This is a genomic window from Halomonas koreensis (genome assembly GCF_031451675.1).
GTDB classification, from domain to species: Bacteria; Pseudomonadota; Gammaproteobacteria; order Pseudomonadales; family Halomonadaceae; genus Halomonas; species Halomonas koreensis.
In genome coordinates, this window is the sequence record NZ_JARWAK010000011.1 from 137924 (window position 1) to 161054 (window position 23131).

Annotated in this window: 25 protein-coding genes and 1 pseudogene; 12 read left to right on the forward strand and 14 right to left on the reverse strand. The window is 69.8% G+C overall.

What is annotated here, in order from left to right:
• Positions 1-35 precede the first annotated feature (35 nt).
• Together QC818_RS13290 and QC818_RS13295 are read right to left on the reverse strand one after the other, a co-directional pair.
• Positions 36-644, reverse strand: a complete 609-nt coding sequence (locus tag QC818_RS13290) for a hypothetical protein (RefSeq protein WP_309653348.1) — start codon at positions 642-644, stop codon at positions 36-38.
• A gap of 52 nt (positions 645-696) precedes the next feature.
• A complete protein-coding gene (locus QC818_RS13295; RefSeq protein WP_309653349.1) occupies positions 697-1710 on the reverse strand; it encodes a DMT family transporter in 1014 nt (337 codons plus the stop codon).
• 139 nt (positions 1711-1849) lie between these two features.
• On the opposite strand from QC818_RS13295, the gene QC818_RS13300 reads away from it, so the two are divergent.
• Both QC818_RS13300 and QC818_RS13305 read left to right on the forward strand, forming a co-directional pair.
• Positions 1850-2323, forward strand: a complete 474-nt coding sequence (locus tag QC818_RS13300) for an Lrp/AsnC family transcriptional regulator (protein WP_309653350.1) — start codon at positions 1850-1852, stop codon at positions 2321-2323.
• A 26-nt stretch (positions 2324-2349) separates the two neighbouring features.
• Positions 2350-3270 carry a complex I NDUFA9 subunit family protein gene (locus QC818_RS13305; protein ID WP_309653351.1) on the forward strand — a complete coding sequence of 307 codons (921 nt, stop codon included), beginning with the start codon at positions 2350-2352 and terminating at the stop codon, positions 3268-3270.
• Here QC818_RS13305 and QC818_RS13310 read toward each other — a convergent pair.
• On the reverse strand, positions 3257-3595 hold the full coding sequence (locus tag QC818_RS13310) for a zinc ribbon domain-containing protein YjdM (RefSeq protein WP_309653352.1): 339 nt from the start codon (positions 3593-3595) through the stop codon (positions 3257-3259). The two genes, QC818_RS13305 and QC818_RS13310, sit on opposite strands and share 14 nt — an antisense overlap.
• 141 nt (positions 3596-3736) lie before the next feature.
• On the opposite strand from QC818_RS13310, the gene QC818_RS13315 reads away from it, so the two are divergent.
• Entirely contained in the window at positions 3737-3940 is a 204-nt protein-coding gene (locus QC818_RS13315; protein WP_309653353.1) for a putative motility protein, read from the forward strand.
• Between the two features lie 45 nt (positions 3941-3985).
• On the opposite strand, the gene QC818_RS13320 is transcribed toward QC818_RS13315, so the two are convergent.
• The gene (locus QC818_RS13320; protein WP_309653354.1) at positions 3986-4426 is read right to left on the reverse strand and encodes a nucleoside deaminase; all 441 of its coding nucleotides are present in this window, start codon (positions 4424-4426) and stop codon (positions 3986-3988) included.
• A 238-nt stretch (positions 4427-4664) separates the two neighbouring features.
• Here QC818_RS13320 and QC818_RS13325 point away from each other — a divergent pair, with 238 nt between their 5' ends.
• Positions 4665-6128 (forward strand): alanine/glycine:cation symporter family protein, encoded by a 1464-nt coding sequence (locus tag QC818_RS13325; protein ID WP_309653355.1) that lies wholly within the window; start codon positions 4665-4667, stop codon positions 6126-6128.
• Positions 6129-6355: 227 nt separating this feature from the next.
• The gene (locus tag QC818_RS13330) at positions 6356-6937 is read left to right on the forward strand and encodes an NADPH-dependent FMN reductase (protein ID WP_309653356.1); all 582 of its coding nucleotides are present in this window, start codon (positions 6356-6358) and stop codon (positions 6935-6937) included.
• Between the two features lie 56 nt (positions 6938-6993).
• On the opposite strand, the gene QC818_RS13335 is transcribed toward QC818_RS13330, so the two are convergent.
• Genes QC818_RS13335 through rloA3 form a run of 3 tightly spaced genes read right to left on the reverse strand, consistent with a single transcriptional unit; the run spans position 6994 to position 8563 of the window.
• Positions 6994-7356 carry a DCC1-like thiol-disulfide oxidoreductase family protein gene (locus tag QC818_RS13335; protein ID WP_309653357.1) on the reverse strand — a complete coding sequence of 121 codons (363 nt, stop codon included), beginning with the start codon at positions 7354-7356 and terminating at the stop codon, positions 6994-6996.
• Positions 7353-7973 carry an O-methyltransferase gene (locus QC818_RS13340; RefSeq protein WP_309653358.1) on the reverse strand — a complete coding sequence of 207 codons (621 nt, stop codon included), beginning with the start codon at positions 7971-7973 and terminating at the stop codon, positions 7353-7355. The genes QC818_RS13335 and QC818_RS13340 overlap by 4 nt, the downstream gene beginning before the upstream one ends.
• A gap of 20 nt (positions 7974-7993) precedes the next feature.
• On the reverse strand, positions 7994-8563 hold the full coding sequence (gene rloA3 / locus QC818_RS13345; RefSeq protein WP_309653359.1) for a retropepsin-like aspartic peptidase RloA3: 570 nt from the start codon (positions 8561-8563) through the stop codon (positions 7994-7996).
• 146 nt (positions 8564-8709) lie between these two features.
• On the opposite strand from rloA3, the gene QC818_RS13350 reads away from it, so the two are divergent.
• Positions 8710-9666, forward strand: a complete 957-nt coding sequence (locus tag QC818_RS13350; RefSeq protein ID WP_309653360.1) for a zinc metalloprotease HtpX — start codon at positions 8710-8712, stop codon at positions 9664-9666.
• Positions 9667-9678: 12 nt separating this feature from the next.
• Here QC818_RS13350 and QC818_RS13355 read toward each other — a convergent pair whose 3' ends face one another.
• The 4 genes from QC818_RS13355 to QC818_RS13370 all read right to left on the reverse strand — a co-directional run bounded on the left by QC818_RS13355 (position 9679) and on the right by QC818_RS13370 (position 14230).
• The gene (locus QC818_RS13355) at positions 9679-10317 is read right to left on the reverse strand and encodes a hypothetical protein (protein ID WP_309653361.1); all 639 of its coding nucleotides are present in this window, start codon (positions 10315-10317) and stop codon (positions 9679-9681) included.
• A 105-nt stretch (positions 10318-10422) separates the two neighbouring features.
• Positions 10423-11343, reverse strand: a complete 921-nt coding sequence (locus QC818_RS13360) for a ribose-phosphate diphosphokinase (protein ID WP_309653362.1) — start codon at positions 11341-11343, stop codon at positions 10423-10425.
• Complete coding sequence (locus QC818_RS13365) at positions 11343-12920, reverse strand: thymidine phosphorylase family protein (protein WP_309653363.1); 1578 nt, start codon at positions 12918-12920, stop codon at positions 11343-11345. The genes QC818_RS13360 and QC818_RS13365 overlap by 1 nt, the downstream gene beginning before the upstream one ends.
• A gap of 122 nt (positions 12921-13042) precedes the next feature.
• A complete protein-coding gene (locus QC818_RS13370; protein ID WP_309653364.1) occupies positions 13043-14230 on the reverse strand; it encodes a PDDEXK-like family protein in 1188 nt (395 codons plus the stop codon).
• A 600-nt stretch (positions 14231-14830) separates the two neighbouring features.
• Here QC818_RS13370 and QC818_RS13375 point away from each other — a divergent pair.
• The 5 genes from QC818_RS13375 to QC818_RS13395 all read left to right on the forward strand — a co-directional run bounded on the left by QC818_RS13375 (position 14831) and on the right by QC818_RS13395 (position 19262).
• Positions 14831-15496: an ABC transporter permease gene (locus QC818_RS13375; protein ID WP_309653365.1), complete on the forward strand. Its 666-nt coding sequence runs from the start codon at positions 14831-14833 to the stop codon at positions 15494-15496.
• Positions 15497-15533: 37 nt separating this feature from the next.
• Positions 15534-16679 carry an ABC transporter ATP-binding protein gene (locus QC818_RS13380; protein ID WP_309653366.1) on the forward strand — a complete coding sequence of 382 codons (1146 nt, stop codon included), beginning with the start codon at positions 15534-15536 and terminating at the stop codon, positions 16677-16679.
• 3 nt (positions 16680-16682) lie between these two features.
• Complete coding sequence (locus QC818_RS13385; RefSeq protein WP_309653367.1) at positions 16683-17414, forward strand: ABC transporter permease; 732 nt, start codon at positions 16683-16685, stop codon at positions 17412-17414.
• Positions 17415-17456: 42 nt separating this feature from the next.
• Positions 17457-18341 (forward strand): glycine betaine ABC transporter substrate-binding protein, encoded by an 885-nt coding sequence (locus tag QC818_RS13390; RefSeq protein WP_309653368.1) that lies wholly within the window; start codon positions 17457-17459, stop codon positions 18339-18341.
• A 78-nt stretch (positions 18342-18419) separates the two neighbouring features.
• Positions 18420-19262 (forward strand): nitrilase-related carbon-nitrogen hydrolase, encoded by an 843-nt coding sequence (locus QC818_RS13395; protein ID WP_309653369.1) that lies wholly within the window; start codon positions 18420-18422, stop codon positions 19260-19262.
• A gap of 64 nt (positions 19263-19326) precedes the next feature.
• Here QC818_RS13395 and QC818_RS13400 read toward each other — a convergent pair whose 3' ends face one another.
• Positions 19327-20202, reverse strand: coding sequence for an amidohydrolase family protein (locus tag QC818_RS13400; protein WP_309653370.1), 876 nt, complete (start codon positions 20200-20202; stop codon positions 19327-19329).
• 31 nt (positions 20203-20233) lie between these two features.
• Positions 20234-21154, reverse strand: coding sequence for an alpha/beta hydrolase (locus QC818_RS13405; protein WP_309653371.1), 921 nt, complete (start codon positions 21152-21154; stop codon positions 20234-20236).
• 22 nt (positions 21155-21176) lie between these two features.
• On the opposite strand from QC818_RS13405, the gene QC818_RS13410 reads away from it, so the two are divergent.
• Positions 21177-22229, forward strand: a complete 1053-nt coding sequence (locus QC818_RS13410) for a GlxA family transcriptional regulator (RefSeq protein WP_309653372.1) — start codon at positions 21177-21179, stop codon at positions 22227-22229.
• Here QC818_RS13410 and QC818_RS13415 read toward each other — a convergent pair.
• Positions 22230-23131: pseudogene (locus QC818_RS13415) on the reverse strand ((Fe-S)-binding protein); the annotation flags it as partial.

Sequence of the window (23131 nt, forward strand, 5' to 3'; positions counted from 1 at the left end):
GGAGGAGCTCCGCGGCCTCTGCCGCGCGGGGACGCTCACTCGTCCCAACTCAGCCATCGCGAGAGCCGCTCGAGGCGTCGATGCAGGAAGTGCCGCGTGTCATGCTGATCCGGGCTGGTGTCGCGTTCCCAGACCCTCAGGGTGGCGAGGAACAGGAGGGTGAGGACGACCTCCTCCCGTCGGGCGCGACGGCTGCCGTAGGGGGCCTCGAGACGGGCGGCCTGGCGCCACCACTGGATGAGGCGCGACAGCTCGACGAGCATCGGGATCCAGGTATGGGGGTGCGGTGGATGCGCCTTGGTGCGCAGCATCTGGGCGGTGATGGTGCGGTGGGAGGCCAGGGCGTCGAACCAGGCCAGCAGGCAATGCGCCAGGCGATCGCGGGCCGGCCAGTCGGCGAAGCCGCCGGGCGGGTCGGCGAGCATGGCCGCCAGTCCCCGCTGGAACCAGGCATCGGCCACGGCGTCGAGGTCGCGATAGTGGGCCGGCAGGCGGCTGGCGGGAACGCCCAGCCGAGCCGCCACCTCGGTGAGCCTCACCGCCTCCCAGCCCCGCGCCTCGGCGATGATCAGGGCGGTCTCGAGGATGGCCCCGGCGAGGTCCGGGGCCGCCCCGGGACCGGGGTGCACGGGAATCATGGCCATGATGCTCCCTCCGATACGCGGGCATGTCGCCGCCGGGGCCAAGCGCCCTGTCTCAGGATAGACCCGACTCGGGCCCCTCCTCCCTTCCCTCCATGGCCATTCGGGAGGCGGCGGCCCGGCGAGCATGATCGCGCCCGGGCTCGGTGGCCCGATCCGGCCAGCCGCTGGCGGCCACCACGCCCAGGGTCACCAGCGTCAGCCCCAGCAGGGTCGCCGGGGTGATCGCCTCGCCGAGCCACGCCAGGGCCAGCAGGGTGGCGCACACCGGCGTCAGGGAGCCCAGCGCCGAGGCCGCCTCGGCGCCCAGGCCACGGATCGCCAGCCCGACCATCAGCCCGGAACCGAGGCCCACCAGCAGCCCCTGCACCAGCAGCTGGGGCAGCCAGACTCCCACGGGCAGGCCCGGCAGGGTCGACTCGCTCGCCCCGACCAGCAGGTAGAGCCCCGCGGCCAGGCCGTTGGGCACCGTGACCACGGCGGTGGCCTCCAGGGCCGAGAGGCCGCTCTGCCGCAGGCTGAGGGTAAAGATCGCCCACATCAGGCTGGCCGAAAGGAACATCAGCTGCCCCAGCCCCAGGGCGGCGCTCTCCCGCCAGCCGCTCCACAGCAGGGCGATCACCCCGACCAGGATCGCCGCCAGCCCCCGGCGCCGCCAGCGGCCCAGCGGCTGGCCGAACAGCGCCACCGCGATGCCGGTGACGAACAGCGGCGCCGTCCCCGGAATCAGGGTGCTACCGTGAGCCACCGGCGCCCAGGCCATGCCCACGGCACCCAGCAGGAAGAAGGGCACGCCGGCGCCCAGCGCCATGCCCGCCAGCCAGAGCGGGGGCACGCGACGAATCGTCGGCCAGCGCCGCACCAGCAGCGGCAGCAGCAACAGGCCCGGCACGGCATAGCGAAACAGCGTCAGGTCCAGCCGCCCCAGCGGCGACAGCGCCCCCTGGCGCAGCGAGAGGAAATAGATCGACCAGATCAGCACGGCGGCCAGGGCGGCGGCGGCGCCCGTCAGCCGATGCCGCCGGCTGGCCGGCTGAGGCGTGACACGGAGCGGATGGGAGACGGGCATGGCGAGGCTCGGTCGGTGAAGGAGGCATCCATTGTCCGCCATCTCGATCGGCATTCGCCGGCAAACCCGCGCTGCCGACTGCCGGTGATTGGCCATCTATGCCAAGATAAGCCTTCTTCGCGCCGATTCGAGCCATGCCATGCCGGACCACCGACTCGACCGCATCGACCGCCGCCTGCTCGACGCCCTCCAGCGGGACGCCCGGTTGACCACCGCCCAGCTCGCCGAACGCGTCGGCCTGTCGCCCTCGCCCTGCGGCCGGCGCATCCGACGGCTGGAGCAGGAAGGCTGGATCACCGGCTACCGGGCCGCGCTGGATCGACAGCGCCTGGGGCTGGGCATCACCATCTTCGTGCAGGTGCGCCTGCGCCAGCACCAGGACGCCGAGGTCGAAGCGTTCGAGGCCGCGGTCCGCGACATGCCGGAGGTCATCGACTGCCACACGGTGTCCGGCGGCTTCGACTACCTGCTGCAGGTGGCGACCCGCGACCTGCCGGCCTATGAAGATTGGGTGAGGCGCCTGCAGAAGCTGCCCATGGTCAATACCGTGGACAGCAGCTTCGCCATCCGCTCGGTCAAGGAGAACGGCCCCCTGGCGCTGGGCACCAGCTAGCGCGGCAACCCGAGGGAGGACACCACATGCGCGACGCCCCCACCGTGGTCTTCGGCGGCACCGGCTTTCTCGGCGCCGCCCTGGTGCGCGAGCTGGTGGAAGCCGACCGGCCGGTGCGCCTGGTGGCCCGGCGGCCGCGGCGTCCGGCCTGGGCCGAGCCCGGCGACCCGCTGGAGCTGGCGACCGCCGACCTCCGCCGCGAGGCCGAGGTGGCGGCGGCCCTCGAGGGCGCCGGGGCGGTGGTCAATGCGGTCAGCCTCTACGTGCCGACCCGCCGGCTGAGCTTCGAGGCCATCCACGTGGAGGGCGCCGGCCGGCTGGCCCGGCTGGCCCGGGAGGCGGGGATCGAGCGGCTGATCCAGCTCTCGGGGATCGGTGCCGACAGCACCTCGCCCTCGGCCTACGTGCGCGCCCGGGCGCGGGGCGAGTCGGCGGTGCTCGACGCCATGCCCAAGGCCATCATCGTGCGGCCCAGTGTGCTGTTCGGGCCCGACGACGCCTTCCTGGGCACCCTGGCCCGGCTGACGCGGCTGCCGGCCATCCCGCTGTTCGGGCGCGGCGAGACCCGCCTGCAGCCCGTGCACGTGGTGGACGTGGCCCGGGCCCTGGCCCAGCTGGCCGGCGGGCCGGCGCCACGGCGGCGCCTGTTCGAGCTCGGCGGCGGCGACGTGCTGCGCTACCGGGAGATCCTCGAGCTGGTGATGGCCCGGCTGCACCGCGAACGCCCCCTGGTCCCGGTGCCGTTCATCGCCTGGCGTGCCCTGGCCCGGCTGTTGTCGCCGCTGCCGTCGCCGCCGCTGACCCGCGACCAGGTCATCCTGATGGCGCGCGACAACCGGGTCGGCGAGGGGGTGGGCACCTTCGCCGACCTGGGGCTCGCCCCGCGCTCGCTGCGCGAGGCCCTGCCGGCCTGCCTGCCGCCCGCCGAGGACCTCAGGCCTTCTTGACGAACTGCGACTTCAGCTTCATCGCCCCGATGCCGTCGATCCGGCAATCGATGTCGTGGTCACCCTCGACCAGGCGGATGTTCTTGACCTTGGTGCCGACCTTGACCACCGAGGAGGCCCCCTTGACCCTGAGATCCTTGATCACGGTGACGCTGTCGCCGTCGGCAAGCGGGTTGCCATGGGCGTCGCGGACCGTCGCCGCTTCCTCGACGGCGGCGTCGGGCGCCTTCGACCACTCGTGGCCGCACTCGGGACACACGAACTGGAGGCCGTCGTCATAGGCATAGTCGGAGGCGCAGCCGGGGCACTGGGGGATGTCGCTCATGGGGCGGGGTCCTTTGCGGGTGGGAGGGATCGATCGACCGGCAAGCCTACACCCTGGACCCGGCGGGCACCACTGCGGCCTTTCGGCGCGGGGGGGAAGCTGCTAGCGTGGTAGCGGAATCCACTTTAACAGGAGTCGCGCATGGACAGTTCGGTCAACAACGTCGTCGCACAGTCCCAGGTGCTTCAGCAGGCCCAGACCGCTCAGCAGGCCCAGATGCAGATCTTCAAGGAGGCCCTGGATACCCAGCAGCAGCAGGTCACGGCCCTGGTCGAGTCGGCGTCCGCCGAACCCCAGCTGGCCGGCGACGGCAGCGTCGGCACCCAGATCAACACCTACGCCTGATCCCGGTCTCGCGTCGCCGGCCGGCGACGCGAGACGCGGCCCGCCTCAGACGTTCCCGATATCCTCGTGCCACAACGCCGGCCGGGCCTCGATGAAGCCCGCCATCAGCGCGATGCACGCCTCGTCCTGCAACACCTCCACGCCGACGCCCCGCCGGCGCAACCAGGCCTCCTCGCCCAGGAAGCTGCGATTCTCGCCGACCACCACCCGGGGAATGCCGTAGAGCAGGATGGCCCCGCTGCACATGGCGCACGGCGACAGCGTGGTGTAGAGGGTGGACTCCCGATAGAACGCCGCCGACTGGCGCCCGGCATTCTCCAGGGCATCCATCTCGCCATGCAGCACCGCACTGCCCAGCTGCACCCGGCGATTGCGGCCGCGACCGAGGATCACCCCCCGATGGACCAGCACCGCGCCGACGGGGATGCCGCCTTCCGCCAGGCCGGCCCGGGCCTCCTCCAGCGCCGCCTTCATGAAATGTTCCATCGCTCCTCCCGGGACATCGTCCCCGTGACGGGCCCGCCTGCGGCCCCGGGCGCGCCAACCGCCGGGGCAGGACGCAGGACGGTGCCGGGCATGGCGCGGCGGCAAGCCCCACCACCGTTCGCCGCTTGACAGGAAATACCCACGAGAAAACCGATAATCCCAGTGATCCTTGCCATTTTCACGCATTCATGAAGAATGACGCCCCGCATTCACTGAGCATACGGGCAATCTCGTCATCATGGACCTCTCCCTCCCCTCGTTCTTCACGGACCTCGTGGCCGCCGGCAACGGCCTGGTCTGGGGCAAACTGCTGATCTACCTGCTGATCGGCGCCGGCCTCTACTTCACCGTCATGACCCGCGGCATCCAGTTCCGCTACTTCGGCCACATGTTCAAGCTGCTGCGCCATTCCCGGGAGGCCGACGGCGGCATCTCCTCCTTCCAGGCGCTGTCCACCAGTCTCGCGGCCCGGGTCGGTACCGGCAACCTGGCCGGGGTGGCGGTGGCCATCTTCTTCGGCGGCCCCGGCGCCATCTTCTGGATGTGGATGACCGCCCTGGTCGGCATGGCCACCAGCTTCATCGAGTCCACCCTGGCCCAGGCCTTCAAGGTCGACCATGGCGACCGGACCTACCGCGGCGGCCCGGCCCGCTATATCGAGCGCGGCCTGGGCCTTCGCTGGCTGGCGGTGGCCTTCTCGGTATGCCTGATCATCGCCTTCGGCCTCGCCTTCAACAGCGTCCAGGCTAACTCCATCGCCCAGGCCATGGAGGAAGCCTTCGCCCTGCCCACCTGGGGGGTCGGCCTGGCCCTCGTGGCCGTGGTGGCGCCGATCATCTTCGGCGGCCTGAAGTCCATCGCCCGGGTCGCCGAGCTGGTGGTGCCGCTGATGGCGATCCTCTACCTGCTGCTGGCCGTGGTGGTGGTGGTCCTCAACGCCGCCGAGCTGCCGGCGGCGATCATGACCATCATCAAGAGCGCCTTCGGCCTCGAGCAGGCCGCCGGGGGCGCGGTGGGCTACGCCGTCTCCCAGGCCATCATGAACGGCATCAAGCGCGGCCTCTTCTCCAACGAGGCGGGCATGGGCTCGGCGCCGAACGCGGCGGCCACCGCCTCCACCCATCCGAACCACCCGGCCGCCCAGGGCTTCATCCAGATGCTCGGGGTCTTCCTCGACACCCTGGTGATCTGCACCGCCACCGCCGCGATCATCATCATGGCCGGGCCGGAGCTGCTGGCCGGCGACGAGGCCAACGGCATCCAGCTGACCCAGATCGCCCTGTCCCAGCAGGTCGGCGACTGGGGCGGCCAGTTCATCGCCGTGGCGATCCTGCTGTTCGCCTTCACCTCGGTGATCGCCAACTACTCCTACGGCGAATCCAACATCGAGTACCTGGCCGGCCCCCGGCGCGCCGCCCTGGCCATCCTGCTCTACCGCCTGGCGGTACTGGCCATGGTGATGATCGGCGCGGTGGCCAGCCTCAGGCCGATCTGGAGCTTCGCCGACCTGTCCATGGGGCTGATGGCGCTGATCAACCTGGTGGCCATCCTGCTGCTCTCTCCGGTGGCCTTCGCCCTGTTCCGCGACTATGAGCGCCAGCTCAAGCGCGGCCAGGAGCCGAGCTTCGATCCCGACCGCTTCCCGACGCTGGCCGACAAGGTCGACCGCCGGGCCTGGCCGGGCAGCAGCAAGCGCGGCTGACGCGCTCGCCCCGGAAACGAAGAACGCCACGGCTCAGCCGTGGCGTTCTTCGTCGGCGCCCCCGTTATCGCCGGGTCGCCGTCGGGCGACGAAACAGCGGCCGTCCGGGGTCTCGGGATACCGTCCAGCCATCGCCACGCCCTTCGTCCGGTGCGCGGCCGACTTGTACCGGCCGCCTATAGCGACCATGATCGGAGGCCACCTTTCGGCACGCAAGGAGCCCCGCCATGAGTCGCCAACCGCGCATCCTGGTCTTCGCCGGCAGCACCCGCCAGGCTTCCTTCAACAAGCGCCTGGCCCGCCTGGGCGCCGCACGGCTCGAGGCCCATGGCGGCCGGCCGACCCTGATCGACCTCGCCGACTACCCCATGCCGCTGTATGACGGCGACCGGGAAGCCGAGCAGGGCCTGCCGGAGGCCGCCCTGGCGCTGCGCGAGCGGCTGGCCGACCACCAGGGCCTGCTGATCGCTTCGCCGGAATACAACGGCCTGATCACGCCGCTGCTCAAGAACACCATCGACTGGCTGACCCGCCCCCATCGCGGCGACAGCGGCCTGGCCCTCTTCCAGGGCCGGACGGCGGCCCTGGTGGCCGCCTCGCCGGGCGCGCTCGGCGGGCTGCGCGGCCTGGTCACGGTGCGCCAGCTGCTGGGCAACATCGGCGTCACGGTGCTGCCGGACCAGCTGGCCGTGGCCCGGGCGGGCGAGGCCTTCGGCGAGGACGGCGAGCTGGTGGACGAGCCCCAGCGCGAGCGGCTCGACGCCCTCTGCCGGCGTCTGGTGCAGGACACGGCGCGCCTCCAGGACTGACCGCCACGCCGGCGACGCGCCACGGGACGCGAGGGGCACCGCCGGCGGGCCCGGCATCAGAGCCGCCCCTGGCGGCGCAGTCGTCGCCGCACCGAGCGGCGATACCATCCAGCCAGCGCCGGCTTGATCAGCGGCCACCCGATCACCGCGGCCAGCGGCCTGAGGACGGGCACGCGACGCATCAGCAGGATATAGGCGTCTAGGCCCTCGTGGAGGTCGCCGCGGGCATCCTCGACGTGCAGCGACAGCAGGGCATCGCGGGGCGCGATGCCCCGGGCGCGGAGACGCTCGCCGTGGCGGGAGACATCGAGCCAGGTGACCGCGCGATCACCGGCCAGCCGCTCGTAGCGTCGCCGATCCCGCCGGCAACGCGGACAGGCGGCGTCGTAGTACACCGTGAGGGCCGGCCGAGCGGTCACCCTCGCCCCGCTTCCCGCGGCGCCCCCCGATCACGGGTGGCCAGGAACTCGCCCTTGCCCACGGGGACGCGACAGCCGGTGAAGGCCGGATCCGCCTCGACCCGGGCCATGAAGGGCGCGAGGGCCTCGGCATGGGAGAGCGCATTGTCCACCACCAGCAGCCCCCCCGGCGCCAGGGCCTCGCGGATGGCGGGCCACCAGTCGAGGTAGCGCTCGCGGTCGGCATCCAGGAAGATCAGGTCCAGGGAGGCCGGCGCCTGGTCCGCGAGCACGGTCCCGATATCGGCATGCAGTGCGTCGACGAGCGCCTCGACCCCGGCGGCGGCGAAGTGCCGCCGGGCCAGGGTCCAGCGCTCGGCATCGCACTCCACGGTGGTCACCCGGCCGCCGGTGGCCCTCGCCCCCCGAGCCAGCCAGAGCGTCGAGTAGCCGTTGGAGGTGCCGGCCTCGAGGATGCGGCGCGCCCCGGTGGCGCGGACCTGGACGTCCAGGAAGCGGCCGGTATCGGGGGTGATGTTGCGCAGCCGCCGGGCCGGATCGTCGACGGCGGCGTCGTGGCGTTCGCCGTGAGCCGCCAGCTCGGCCAGCCAGCGTTCCAGGCTCGGCGGCGCGTCCATGCTTCGCCCTGTCGTCGTCATCAGACCCCCAGGTCCTCGTCGTAGACCTTGTCGGCATGTCGCCGAAGCGGCGAGGCCTCGTCGCAGGTGGGCGGACGCAGGAAGGTCTCGGTAACGTCGAGGGGCCCCAGGCTCTGCAGGGTGCGCCGCCCCAGCAGCACCGGATAGATGAGGTCGTCACGATCCTCGAGGCTGAACTGCTCCTCGTAGCGGGTATCGCCCAGACAGATCGTCATCAGCACCACCTGGCGGCGGTCCACGCCGCCGGCGCCGGTGACCTTGAGGCGGCGGAACACCTCGCGCTCGAAGGTCCGCTCGACCACTTCGCCGGTCCGCTCGTCCTCCACCTCGACGACGAAGCGGACCCAGTCCTCGCCATCACGCTGGAACTCCTCGATGTGCTCGGCCTGCATGGAGGAGGTCAGGGCACCGCTGTCGAGCTTGGCCTTGACCTCCACGCCCCAGGGCAGGATACGGGTCTTCTCCACCCAGCCGACGACATCGGAGCCCTCGGCGGCGGCGAGCGGGGCACTGAACAACAGGGCGGCGGCGAGACCGGTAAGCCGGCACCCTCGCAGAATCGGCAACATGTCGGCCATCCTTGACGGTTCGGGGATCGGAATCGCTACCTTAGGCCAGGAGCCCGTCAGGCGTCGATATCGAGATAACTGACAGATGCGAGGCTCCGGGGTTCCCGCGGCCATGCCGGCCCCGGAATGCGACAGGAGGACTCGACATGCCCCTCAGGCGGGACCGCCTCGCGCGGCGGCGGCGACGCAATGCCGCCCAGACGCTGCTGATCCTGGCCGGCCTGGTGATCTCGCTGTCGGTGCCGGGCTACCTGCTGGCCGGCCCCGGCGGCGTGATGCTCTGCCTAGCGGCGGTGACGCTGGCCACCCTGGTGTCCGGATGGCTTCCCGCCCGGGTGATCCTCGCCCAGGCCGGGGCCGGCATCCTCGCGCCGGCTCAGGCGCCGGCGCTCTACCGGGTGGTGGCGCGCCTCTACGAACGGGCCGGCCTGGAGCGCGCTCCCCGGCTCTACTACAGCCCCACCCCCGAGCTCAACGCCTTCGCGGTGGGCCACCGCGAGGATGGCGGCATCGCCGTCACCGAGGGCCTGCTGAGGACCCTGACGCTCCGCGAGCTGGCCGGGGTGCTGGCCCACGAGGTCAGCCACCTGCGCCACGGGGATACCCGGGTGATGTCGATCGCGGCGGCGATGACGCGGCTGACGCTGTGGTTGGCCACGGCCATCCAGCTCGCCATCCTGATCAGCCTGCCGCTGGTCATCGCGGGGGAGTTGCGCTTCCCCTGGCTGGCGCTGCTGCTGGTGGCCCTCGCCCCGACCGCCAGCACCCTGCTGTCGCTGGCCCTGTCCCGACAACGCGAGCATGCCGCCGACCTCGAGGCCGTCGACCTCACCGGCGACCCAAGGGGCCTGGCCTCGGCGCTGGCGGCGCTGGAACGCCATCAGGGGCGCTGGCTGTCGAGCCTGTTCGGGCGTCACCGGCCGGTGGCGCTCCCCTGGCTGCGCACCCACCCCGACACCCGGGAGCGGATCCGGCGCCTGGCCGAGCTCGACGATGTCGCCGAGGCCCCGGACCCGCTCGCCGCGGAGACGCTGGAGGCGCGCCCGACGATGCCCCGCCGTCCCCCGCCGCTGCGCCGGCGCGACTGGCTGCGGCGACGCTGATCCCGCTCCGTCTCAGAGCGAGGCGCCGCGCAGCGACGCGAAGTCCGCCTCGCTGACCTCGTGCCGCTGGGCATCGAGGATCTTGCCGCCGATCGCCGCCACCGACTGGGTGAAGTCGATCAGCGCCTCGGGGCTCTGGGCCACGCGCCGCTTGTTGCGGAAGTGCACCAGGATGGAGATGCCGTCGACCACCGGGTGGTCGCCGTCCTCGTGCAACGGCGGCAGGTCGCCCGGCGGGGTGCTGTTGGCGATCACCATCCGGTAGCCGGTGCGCGGCGGATGGATGTTGTAGACGCGGCGCTGGGCATCATAGACGGCGCCGACCTCTTCCAGGCGCTTGTGCAGCCGACGGTTGGTGTCGAGCCCCGGCCAGTCGAACACCACGAACAGGCACTGGCGGACCTCGTCGGCGGAGGCGACGCGGAAGCGATGGGCGACCTCGTCGGCCGCGGGGCTCGCCGGGGGCTCGGGGGCGGGCGTCGGCTCGGCCGGCTCGGGGGCCGGCGGCGGCGTGGCGGTCGGGGGCGATTCGGGCCTCGCCTCGGGCGGCTCGCGAAGGCTCCGTCGCAGATAGACGAAGAGCCCCAGGGCTCCTATCGCCATGACCATGGCCAGGCCGGCCAGCAGCATGACGCCGCTCGTCATGTCCATGCGCGCGCATCCCTCCCTCGTCTTCGTTGGTCGACCCTCGACCTAACCATGTCGACCGCCGGCTGGCAACGGCGCGATGCCCGGATCAGCGCGCATAACCCACCGCTATTGCGGGCTTTGCCCCGTGCCGGGCGACAGGACATGCCCGAGGGCCGTCGCCAGGACCGGGGCCATGGGAATGGCGTTGCTGGGGTGGGCGATGCAGTCGGTGCTCCACACCTCGTCGACGCCGGCGGCCTCGATCACCGCCAGGGCGTCGCCGGCGAACAGCGCATGGGTCACCGCCAGGTCCACCGAGGCCGCCCCGGCGGCCAGCAGGGCCTGGGCGGCGCGGGCCACGGTATAGCCGGAGCTCGCCACGTCGTCCATCAGCACCACCCGGCGGTCGGCGACCTCCACCGCCGGCAGGGCGATGGCCACCTCGCGATCGCCGTGGCGGGTCTTGTGGCAGACATCGAAGGCGAAGCCGGTGGCGACGGCGGCGGACTCCACCCACTGGAGCGCCTCGGCGTCCGGGCCGATCAGCAGCGGCGCATCGCGCTTCTCGGCGATCAGCTCGCCCAACCGCGGCGCGCCGGACAGGGCGATGGCCTGGCTCAGGGGAATCGCCTGTTCCAGGCGGTCGATGCGGTGCAGGTGGGGGTCGACGGTGATGACGGCATCGAAGAGCTCGGCGAGGAACTCGCCCACCAGCGGCTGGCTGACCACCTCCCCGGCCCGGAAGGCGGCATCCTGGCGCATGTAGGCCAGGTAGGGGGCCACCAGCACCAGCCGCCGGGCCCCGGCCCGGCGGGCATGGCGGGCCAGCAGCAGCAGCTCGACGAGCTTGTCGTTGGGCCGGTCCAGGCTGCGGTAGATCACCAGGGTCCCGGGCATCGGCCCGGCCGCGGGGAACGGCAGCGTCAGCTTCAGCTCGTCGTCGGGAAAGCGGTGGCGGGCCACCGGCCTGGCCTCGAGGCCCGCGGCTTCGGCCAAGCGGCGGGCCGCGGCGGCTTCGTCCTCGCAATACAGCACGCAGGCAGACATCAGCACTCCACGTTGAGTCGCGTGACCTGTTCCGCCCGGCCGATGGCGACGCCCCGGTCGCGCTCGCTGGCCTGGCGAGCCAGGGTCAGCTCGTTGGGGAAGGCGGCGTACACCCGATACAGGGTCTGGCCCGGCGTCACCGACTCGCCGATGCGCACCCGCATGTCCACGCCGGCGCCGACGGCGCGCGGCGCCCCGGCGAGCCGGGCGATCCGCGCCAGCTTGAGGTTGTCGATGGCGGTCACCACCCCGGCGAGGTGAGCGGTCACTTCGAAGCGATGCGGCGCCAGCGGGGGCGCGTCGGCATCGAAGGGGCGACGTCCCTGGGCGGCGATGATCGCCTGCATCTTCTCGTGGGCACGCCCCGCATCGAGGATGTCCCGAGCCAGGCCGAAGCCGTCGCCGCCGCGCACGTCCGGGTCGAATTCCAGCATCCGGCCGGCCAGGCGCAGCGCCTTCTGGCGCAGGTCCATGGGCGCCTGGGGATGGTTGGTGAGCACTCGCATCACGTCCCGGGCCTCCAGGGCCGGGCCGATGCCGCATCCCACCGGCTGGCTGCCGTCGGTGATCACCACGTCCAGGGTCAGCCCCATGCGGGCCGCCACGAACTCGAAGAGCTTGCGCAGCCGCCGCGCCTCGGGCATGGAGCGGACCTTGGCGTGGGGGCCAATGGGAATGTCGAGCAGCAGATGCGTGGAGCCGGCGGCGACCTTCTTGGAGAGGATCGAGGCCACCATCTGGCCCGGGGCGTCCACGGACAGCGGACGCTCCACCGAGATCAGCACGTCGTCGGCCGGCGACAGCTCGCTGGTGCCGCCCCAGGCCAGGCATCCCCGGTGAGTGCGCACCAACTCACCCAGCTGCTCGAAGGGCAGGTCGACCCGCGCCAGCACCTCCATGGTGTCGGCGGTGCCCGAGGGCGAGGTGATGGCTCGGGAGGACGTCTTGGGGCACAGCAGGCCATGGGCGGCGACGATCGGCACCACCAGCATGGAGGTGCGATTGCCGGGGATGCCGCCGATGCAGTGCTTGTCGACCACCGGATGCTCGTGCCAGTCCAGGCGGCGGCCGACGGCACTCATGGCATCGCTGAGATAGAAGACCTCCTCGCGATCGAGCTCGTTCTGGTCGCAGGCCACCACGAAGGCGGTCAGCTCGATCTTGGAATAGCGGCGCTCGGCGATGTCGCGAATGATGTGGTGGAAATCGTCCCGGGTCAGCCGCTCGCCGGCGATCTTGCGATGCAGGGCCGGGATCGAGGCCGGCGGCTCGGCCTGGCGAATGCTCACCGGCTGGCCGGCCTCCACGCCGAGGGAGGCGAAGGCGTCCTCGGACAGGCCGAGTTCGCCGCAGTCGACGATGGCCGCATCGTCGACGACGTTCAGCGTGGCCAGGATGGCCCGACCGTTGGCGCGCACCTCCACCTTGGCGAGCGCCTGGAAGCCCTCCGCCCGGTAGCGGTCGCACTCGCGATGCATGTAGGCCACGTTCTCGCGGTAGGTATCGATGCCGACGCGCTTGAGCGCGAGCGGCGACAGGCGATCCTCCGTGAGCGAGGCCCCGACGGCTTGGGTCATCGGCGGGTCCCTGCTTGGCCCCGGACGACGCGCGCATCCGGGGCGTGACGCAATGGTGACAGCCTAGCAGCGTGCCCGAAGGGCGTCATCGCATCGACGGGCGTGACATGCCACGCCTCGGGCTAGTCGCCCAGCAGCGTCCAAAGCCTGGCCAGCTCGTCGGTCATGGTGCTCACCAGGTACTGGAAATACTCCGGATCGCCAAGCCGCGCCAGTTGCTCGGCGGTGGGCGTCTTCAGCGGCAGCGGCTCGGGAGAATAGGCGAAGCTGGGCCAGTAGTCGTTCCGGGCGCCGCCATGCTCGGCCTCGTCCAGGCGGCGGCAGATGGCCCGATACGTCTCCGGGTGATGCGCCCGCTCGCAGTAGACGCCGACATAGATGGCGTGCTCGACCTCCAGGCCCACGCAGATATCCTCCACATGGCCGGGCACTCGGTAGTAGAGCCCATATCCCTTGTTGCCGCGCTGACGGTGGATGTAGGCCCGACACAGCCCCTCGAGGTCGGCATCGCGCCAGGAATCGCCATGCGGATGCCCCGCCATCTCCGGATACACCGCCTCGATGCGATCGCGCAGCGCGCGCCACAGGCGCACCTGCAGCCGGATCAGGGCCTCATCGTAGGCCAGGCGAATATCGTGGGCGGCCTTCAGGTTATCTCCCTGGAGCAGGGTATCGGCCAGGGTCGCGAGATGCTGACTGTCCATGTCGTTTCCGGTCAGTTGTTGAATCACTTGGCGATACTGGAGGAGGCTCTCCCGCAGCGGCGGATCCAGGGCCGCATGCCCCATGCAGGTCGACAGCCAGGGCATCACGTCGCCCTGGTAGTCGAGCGCGGCATAGCTCCCCGCCTCGGCCTCAAGCGCTTGCAGGTCACCCAGGCTGTCTGCCTGCGGATCCCGGCCGTCCAGGGTCAGGTAGCGCACATGCACCGGGCGGTAGCCCGCGGCGCGCAGCTGCCGGTGGTAGCGCATCAGCTGGTCGGGCTGATCCCCGGCATGGATCTTGTTCTCGATGACCACGGCCTGCCGGCGGGCATTGGTGATCAGGATATCCATGTTCCAGCGCTCGCACTCGACGCGGACGTCCTCGAGGACGAAGTCCTCGATGGCACACTGGGCGAGGAAGCCACGCAGCGGCGTCGGACCCAGCGAATGCCGCAGGGGATCGAGCAGGGCCGCCAGGAAGCGCGAGTGGAGCCGCACTTCGTCCCCGGCGCTGCGAAGGATGGTGAAGAGGTTGAATGGCGTGGGGCGTACGTATCGCTGGCGCAGCAGGCCGGCGAGCGACAGCAGGTTGTGGTGAACGGTCAAGGGCGTCGTCCCTGGCATGGTCATCGGGCATCCCGTCGAGAGCCGCCGGCTCTCGCGCCGCCCCATGATATTAAGTTCCATTAATAACATCCACGATCAGGCGACGGCGCCCCGGAACCATCAGCACCAGCCTCCAGCCTCGCTGACGGCGTCGGGCCACAGGCGATCCTCCGCAAGCGCGGCCCGACGGACTGGGTCGTCGATGCTCCCTGCCTGGCCCCGGACGGTACGCGGGGCCGGGCGGTGGCGGAATGGCGCCTCCTGGCAAGCGCTAGGCTTTGTCTGAAAAGTCGGTGAGCGAAGGCTAGACAAGGCAAAAAACGGTGAAAAGACGGAGTTTACAGGCAGTAAATGAGTACTTTGACCGGGCTCGCGCACGAGCCGATTTTTAACGCCGTATAGCCGAGCGCAGGCACTTTTCAGACATTGCCTAGATCACGGTGTCGGCCGGAGCCCGACACGTTCGCCTCCGCTCCTGGTCGGGGCGTGACAGGTTCCTGCTGTTATATGTCGCCTACCTGTCGGTGACCGACGCCCTCTCTCTCTAGCCTATGCCTCACGCGCTTTCTCAATAATCACAACGCTACGCGAGGCTCTTGCATGGATTGGATCCACTACGCAGCCGGCAATATCGACCTGCTCCTGTCACGCACCCTCGAGCATATCGCCCTGGTCGGGGTCGCCGTGGGCATCGCCACCCTCACCGGCGTGCCCATCGGCATCGCCATCACCAAGAACGAACGCCTGGCCAAGGCCGTGCTCTACGTGGCCTCGATCATCGTCACCGTCCCCTCCATCGCCCTGTTCGGCATCATGATCCCGGTGCTCTCGCTGATCGGCCAGGGCATCGGCTACCTGCCGGCGGTGATCGCCGTGCTGCTCTACTCCCAGCTGCCGATCATCCGCAATACCTATACCGCCATCCACAACGTCGATCCGGCCCTGCGCGAGGCCGCCCGCGGCATCGGCATGAGCCAGAACCAGCGCCTGCAGAAGGTCGAGATCCCGCTGGCCGTGCCGGTGATCATGGCCGGGGTGCGCACCGCCGTGGTGCTCAACATCGGCGTCATGGCCATCGCCGCCTACATCGGCGCCGGGGGCCTGGGCACCTTCATCAGCCGCGGCATCTCCCAGTCCGATCCCCGCCAGCTGATCCTCGGCGCCGTGGCGGTCAGCCTGCTGGCGATCCTCGTCGACTACGGCCTGCTGGCCCTGCAGAAACGCCTGACGCCCAAGGGCATGGAGCGCGCCGCCCTCGCGGAATGATTCCCTCGCCTTCCCCATTACAAGAAAGGATGACCGCATGATTCGACTCGACAACCTGACCAAGGTCTTCGACACCCCCAAGGGCGCGGTGACCGCCGCCGACCACATCAACATGGAGGTGCCCGCCGGCGAGATCTGCATCCTGCTCGGCCCCTCCGGCTGCGGCAAGACCACCACCCTGAAGATGATCAACCGCATCATCCGCCCCACCTCCGGCAAGGTGTTCATCGACGGCGAGGACACCACCGGCCTGGACACCCAGGAGCTGCGCCGCAACATCGGCTACGTGATCCAGCAGATCGGCCTCTTCCCCAACATGACCATCGAGGAGAACATCGCCGTGGTGCCCAAGCTGCTGGGCTGGGACAGGGCCAGGTACAAGGCCCGCGCCCGGGAGCTGATGGACATGATCGCCCTGGACCCGGACGCCTTCCTCAAGCGCTACCCCAGCGAGCTCTCCGGCGGTCAGCAGCAGCGCATCGGGGTGGCCCGGGCGCTGGCCGCCGACCCGCCGGTGATGCTGATGGACGAGCCCTTCGGCGCCATCGACCCCATCAACCGCGCGGTCATCCAGGACGAGTTCCTCAAGATGCAGCAGGAGCTCAAGAAGACCATCATGTTCGTCAGCCACGACATCGACGAGGCGATCAAGATGGGCGACCGCGTCGCCATCTTCCGCGCCGGCAACCTCGAGCAGTACTCGCGCCCCGACGACCTGCTGGCCGCGCCCAAGGACGACTTCGTCGAGTCCTTCCTCGGCGAGGACCGGGCGCTGAAGCGCCTCAACCTGGTCAAGGTGCGCGACATGGCCAGCGAGGATGTCGGCACCGTGGCACCGGACGAGGACCTCCAGGCGGCTCTCACGCGCATGGACGATCACGGCTACCCGGGCTCCATCATGATGGTCAACGACCGGCATCAACCGGTCGGCGTCGTCCGGCGCTCGGTGGCTCAGACCACCAGGGGCTACTGCCGCGATCATTTCGACACCCTGCCCGCCGTGGCGCGGCTGGACGACGACCTGCGCAAGGTGGCCTCGCTGATGTTCGCCCACGACATGACCTGGCTGCCCTGCGTCGACGACGACGGCCGGCTGTGCGGCCAGATCACCCAACGCGCCATCACCCACCACCTGGGATCGCGCTACCGCGTCCAGCAGGCCGAACCCGTCGGGGAGGTGTGAGCCATGCCGTTGCAGAACCTGCGAGGCGTCCTGCGCCTGTTGCTGATCGCCTTCGTCTTCGGTGCCGGCGTCTGGGTCCAGGCCAGCGGCACCCTGGACGAGCTGCTCTTCTACCTGCCCGACGTCCAGTACCTGGTGGGCCAGCACCTCTGGCTGACCGCCATGTCCGGCGGCCTGGCCATCCTGGTGGCCATTCCCCTGGGCATCATGCTGTCCCGGCCCAGCATGGCGCACCTGGCCGAGTCGGTCATGCAGGTGCTCAACGTCGGCACCACCATCCCCACCCTGGCGGTGCTGGCGCTGTCCATGAGCTTCCTCGGCATCGGCACTTTGCCGGCGGTGTTCGGGCTCTTCGTGGCCACCCTGCTGCCGATCACCCGCAACACCTATGCCGGCCTCAAGGGGGTCTCCCCCGCCCTGCGGGAAGCCGCCTCGGGCATCGGCATGGCGCCGGTCCAGCGGCTGTTCCGGGTGGAGCTGCCCAATGCCCTCTACGTGATCTTCGCCGGCATCCGCACCGCCCTGACCATCAACGTGGGCACCGTGCCGCTGGCCTTCCTGATCGGCGCCGGCGGCCTCGGCGAGCTGATCTTCACCGGCATCGACCTCTACGACCCGCTGATGATGCTGGCCGGCGCCATTCCCACCGCCCTGCTGGCCATCGCGGTGGACGCCCTGATCGCCACCACCGCCTTCGTGGTGGTGCCCCGCGGGGTCAACCCGTCCCGGGCCTGACGGCTCTGCACCCACTCCACCATCACAACCAGGAACAACACCATGAAACGACTGATCGCCCTGCTGTCCGGCCTGACCCTGGCCGGTTCCCTGGCCACCGCCCAGGCCGACGAGATCGTGGTCGGCGGCAAGAACTTCACCGAGCAGCAGATACTGGCCAGCATGACCGCCCAGTATCTGGACGCCCTCGGCTATGACGTCGAGAAGCGCGCCGGCATGGGCTCCGCCGTGCTGCGCCAGGCCCAGGAGAACGGCCAGCTCGATCTCTACTGGGAGTACACCGGCACCTCGCTGATCAACTACAACGACGTCACCGAGTCGCTGTCCCCCGAGGAGACCTACCGGCGCGTCAAGGAACTCGACGCCGAGAAGGGCCTGGTCTGGCTCGAGCCGTCCGAGGCCAACAACACCTATGCCCTGGCCATGCGCGAGGAAAGCGTCGCGGAGACCGGCATCGACAGCCTCTCCCAACTGGCCGAGACGGTGAACGCGGGCGGCGAGACGCTGACCTTCGCCATGAACGCCGAGTTCTACGCCCGGGAGGACGGCTGGCGCCCGCTGCAGCAGGCCTATGACTTCCGCGTCGGCCGCGGCGACATCAAGCGCATGGATTCCGGCCTGGTCTACCAGGCGCTGCGCGACGGCCAGGTCGACGTGGGCCTGGTGTTCGCCACCGACGGCCGCATCCCGGCCTTCGACTTCCAGGTGCTGGAGGACGACCAGGCCTTCTTCCCCGCCTACGCCCTGACCCCAGTGGTGCGCGAGGAGGCCCTGGAGGCCAACCCCGAACTGGCCGAGCAGATGAACGCCCTGTCCGCGCTGCTCGACGACCAGACCATGGCCACCCTCAACGCCCGAGTGGACGTGGAGCGCGAGACCATCGAGGACGTGGCCCTGGCCTTCCTGAGCGACCAAGGCCTGATCTAAGGCCTCTCCGTTCCCCCGACCCGAAAAGGCCGCGTCATGCGGCCTTTTCGCCGTTTCGCCCTTGAATGGAGCCCTTTCATGCACTACCAGGATTCGCTTCACGTCGCCGCCGCCCAAGTCAACGCCGAGCTCGGCGAGGTCGACGCCAACCTCGAGCGCCACCTCGCGGTCATCGCCGAGGCCGCCTCCCGCGGCGTCGAGCTGCTGGTCTTCCCCGAACTCTCGCTGACCGGCTACGGCCTGGCCGGCAGCGTCATGCAGGTCGCCATGCCCGTCGAGGACCCACGCCTCGCCCGGTTGGCCGAGGCCTGCGGCGCCATGCAGGCGGTGGTCGGCTTCGTCGAGGAGGCCAGCCCCGGCGAGTACTACAACGCCCTGGCCATCCTCCAGGACGGCGCCATCGTCGCCGTCCACCGCAAGCTCAACCTGCCCACCTACGGCGGCCTCGAGGAAGGCAAGTGGTTCTCCCACGGCAGCGAGATCCCCCTCACCACGGTGCGTCCCGGCTGGTCGACCACCCAGCTGATCTGCGCCGACCTCTGGAACCCGGCGCTGGTGCATGCCGCCCTGCTGCCCCGCCCCACGGTGCTCTGCGCGCCGATCAACTCGGCCTCGGGCATCGTCAGCGAGGACTTCTCCAACGAGCAGAACTGGCTGCTCAACCTGCGCTTCTACGCCATGACCTACGGCACCCCGGTGATCATGGCCAACCGCTACGGCCCCGAGGGCCAGAGCCATTTCTGGGGCGGCTCGCGCATCCTCGGCCCCCGCGGCGAGGTGCTGGCCGAGGCCGAGGACCGCGAGCAACTGATCACCGCCACCCTGTCACGCACGCCCATCGCCAAGGCGCGCTTCGAGCTGCCCACCCATCGCGACGCCGATACCCCGCTGATCCGCGAGCTGATGGCCGGCTATCGGTGAGCGCACCACGCAAGAGGCCGCTCGCCAGGGGCGAGCGGCCTCTTGGGTGTCACACCAGGGCGCGTCAGTCTCGGAAATAGAGCCTGTCCGGATTATCGACCAGGATCCTCTTGCGGAGCGCGGGATCGGTCGCCCAATCCGCCAGGGCATCGAGCAGGGGGCCGTCGTTGGGCATCGGCACCGGGATGTGCGGATGGGGCCAGTCGGAGCCCCAGACGCACCGCTCGGGGTTGGCCTCGATCAGTCGCCGGGCCAAGGGCACGACGTCCTCGTAGGGGAGCTGCCGCTGGCCGGTGATGCGATAGGCCCCGGAGAGCTTCACCCAGGCATCACCGCGCGCCATCAGCCGGCAAAGCGCCTGGAAGCCCGGCTGGTCGCCCCCCTTGTCGCAGGCCATGTGGCCCATGTGATCCACGACCACCGGCACGGGCAGGCGCGCCACCCGGGCCTCGAGGTCGGCGAAGGCGGAGACGTCGACCAGGAACTGCAGGTGCCAGTTGCGGTCGGCGAGACGACCGGCCAGGCGCTCCACGTCGTCCCAGGCGATGCCGCCCTTGAACAGCAGGTTGAGGCGCACGCCTCGGAAGCCGTCGGCGGCCAGGGCATCCAGCTCGGCGTCGGACACCTCGCTGTCGACCACCGCGATGCCGCGGTAGTCGTGCCCTTCGTCACGCAGGGCACGGACCGCGTCCCGGGTCGCCGAGTTATCGAGGCCATAGACGCTGGGCTGGACCAGCACGCCCCGCTCGATGCCCAGGGTGCGGTGCAGGTGGCGATACTGCTCGAGGCTGGCATCCGGCGGCGTATAGGTCCGGGTGGCCTGATAAGGGTAACGGGACGCCGGCCCGAAGACGTGGGCATGGCAATCCACCGCCCCTGCAGGGGCGGTGAAGCCGGGGGCGCGCGGCGCCGGGTCCATGGGGTCACAGAAGGGGATCATGGCATCACCTGACACGAGTTCGTCTCGACGCTCAGGCCACGGCCTGCTGGCTGGTCGGCGCCCAGACGGTCTCCTTCAACCAGTCGGCCACCTGGCCGGCGAAGGTCTGGAACTTGGGTTCGTCGTCCAGCATCCACTCGGTGTGGCCACCGTCGGGGAGCAAGTACATGGCCTTGGGTCCCGGGTAGGCGGCGTACAGCGACTGAGCCTCGGTGACCGGGTGCAGGTCGTTCTCGCCGCCGTGGGCGATCAACAGCGGAGTGCGGGCGAAGCGCTGATCGATATGCGACTCCGGCCGGAAGGCGATCAGCGAGTCGGCGAAGTCCAGGTCCGAGGTCAGGCCATAGCCCGGGGTCTTCCACAGCACGCTATCCACATAGCCCTTGGAGATCGGGTCCAGCGGGTAGATGCGGAAGGGATCGATTTCCTGGGCCTCGCCGCCCTGGGCCAGACGCAGCCGCTCCTGGTTGAGGAACTGACGGAACTCCTTCCAGCCGAGCTCGCCGCGCAGGGCCTTCTGCACGCGCACCGCATCGAAGAAGCCGTTCATGCTGATCAGGGCGTCGACCAGGTCCTCGACCTGACGGAAGGCATCCAGCACCAGGCCGCCGGCCATGCCCCAACCGGCCAGCACCAGCTTGCGACCTTCCTCGTCGGCTCGCGCCCGGACATAGGCCACGACATTGGCGATATCCCGGACCTGCTCTTCCAGCAGCACCTTGCCTCGCTTTCCTTCGCTTTCGCCGAAACCACGGTAGTCAAACCCGAAGCAAAGGAAGCCCTGCTTGGTCAGGAAACGGGCGAAACGCTCGGGATGAATATGCTTCAATCCGGTGAAACCCGAGCACACGATGACGATGGGAGCCTCGTCCTGAACGACACCCTCTTCCCAGTAATAGGAACCGTCGAGTTTGAGGCCATCGCTGATGATTGAAACGCTCTCTGACTGCATGATCTTCTCCAGGGACTGACTGTTGGCGCTGCCCTTATCGGCATTGACATCTTGCGACAAGCCTCGCATCGTTAAGAACATCTACGCGACACAAAAGACAACGATCATGACACCCTCCGGCCACGAGGCCTCGCCCTTCACCGTCGGCTTTCTGCTCTTCCCCCACTTCGCCATGCTCTCGTTCAGCTCGGTCATCGAGCCCTTGCGGATCGCCAACCGACTGAGTGGCCGGCGACTGTATCGATGGGAGCTGGTCAGCCTCGACGACGAGGTGGTGGAGGCCAGCAACGGCATCCCCTTCACGCCGACCCTCCGCCTCGACGACTGGCGGGCGCTGGATGCCGTCATCCTGGTGGCCGGTACCGGCACCAACCTCATCGCCAGCGCGAGGCTGTTCAAGTGGCTGCGGGAGGTGGGGCGCAGCCGGCGCCTGCTGGGCTCGACCTCCACCGGCAGCATCCTGCTGGCCCGAGCCGGCGTCCTGCGTCACAAGCGCTGCACCATTCATTGGGAGGATCAGGCGAGCCTCCAGGAGGAATATCCCGACCTTCTGGTGACCAACGAGCTGTTCGAGATCGAGGAGAATATCCTGACCTGCTCGGGGGGAACGGCGGGGCTCGACATGATGTTGTCGCTGATCGATCGGCAACAGGGTAGCGTGCTGGCCAAGCACATCGCCGACCAGTGCATCCACCCGGACATTCGCCCCGCTCACGACAAGCAGCGCATGTCACTGGAGGAACGTCTTGGGGTCCACAACCCCGCCCTTTCCTCCGCCATCCATGTGATGCATTCCCATATCGAGGACACCATCAACTGCGAACAGATCGCCGACCTCGTCGGCATTTCCCACCGCCAGCTGCAGCGCCTCTTCAAGGAGCATTTCGGCGTCACTCCGGCAAGCTATTATCTCAATATGCGCCTGAAACACGGCGACAGCCTGCTGCGCAAGACCTCGCTGGACATCATCAACATCGCCACCGCGACCGGGTTCTCCTCCACCTCTCATTTCAGCAAGTGCTATCGCAAGGCATACGGCATCTCGCCCCGGGAACGTCGCAAGGTCCGCGCCTGATCAGCCGGCCCGCCTGAGCGCCTCCAGCAGGCCCTGCAGGGGGTGCGCCAGGGTCGTGTCCGACAGCCGTCTGGCCTGGCTGCGGCAGGAGTAGCCGGTGGCTAGCAGCCGGCCGGCGTTGGCGGGATCCTCGACCCGCGGCTGCCAGGACTGGGCGTAGATGGCCTTCGAGGTGTCCAGGTTGCGCGCCTCGTGGCCGTAGGTCCCGGACATCCCGCAGCAGCCGGTGGCCACCACCTCGAGTTCCAGGCCGAAGGCGGCGAACAGCCGCTGCCAGGCCTTGGGCGTGCCCGGGGCGTTGGTCTTCTCGGTGCAGTGGGCCAGCAGCCGGTAGCCGGGGTCGTCCAGCGCCAGGCCCGCGGGCGCCAGGTCCGCGGCCCGGGCGTCCAGCCATTCCGGCAGCAGCTGCACCTCGGGCACGGCGGCCTCGCCCAGCGCCTTCACGTACTCCTGGCGGTAGGTCAGGGTCATCGCCGGGTCGATGCCCACCAGCGGCACCCCGAAGTCGGCCAGGGTCCTGAGCCGCTCGGCCTGCTTCGCCGCGGTGCGTTCGAAGGCGCCGAGGAAGCCCTGGACGTGCAGCGGCTTGCCGTTGGGCGCGAAGGGCGCCACGAACACCCGCACGTCAAGCCGCTCGAGCAGCTCGATCACGTCCATCACCAGCTTGGCCTCGAAGTAGCTGGTGAAGGCGTCCTGGACCAGCACCACGCTGTTGGCCTGCTGGGCCGCGGTGAGCCGGCCCAGCGTGGTCGGCGTGGCATCACTCACGCCCCAGGCCTTGAGCTGCTTGTCGAGGCGCGCCCGGGACAGCCGGGGGCTGTCGACCATGCCCACCGGGCCGGCCAGCAGGCGCTTCGCCCAGCGGTGGCCCAGGGCGGCGTTGTACAGCGGCGCCACGGGGG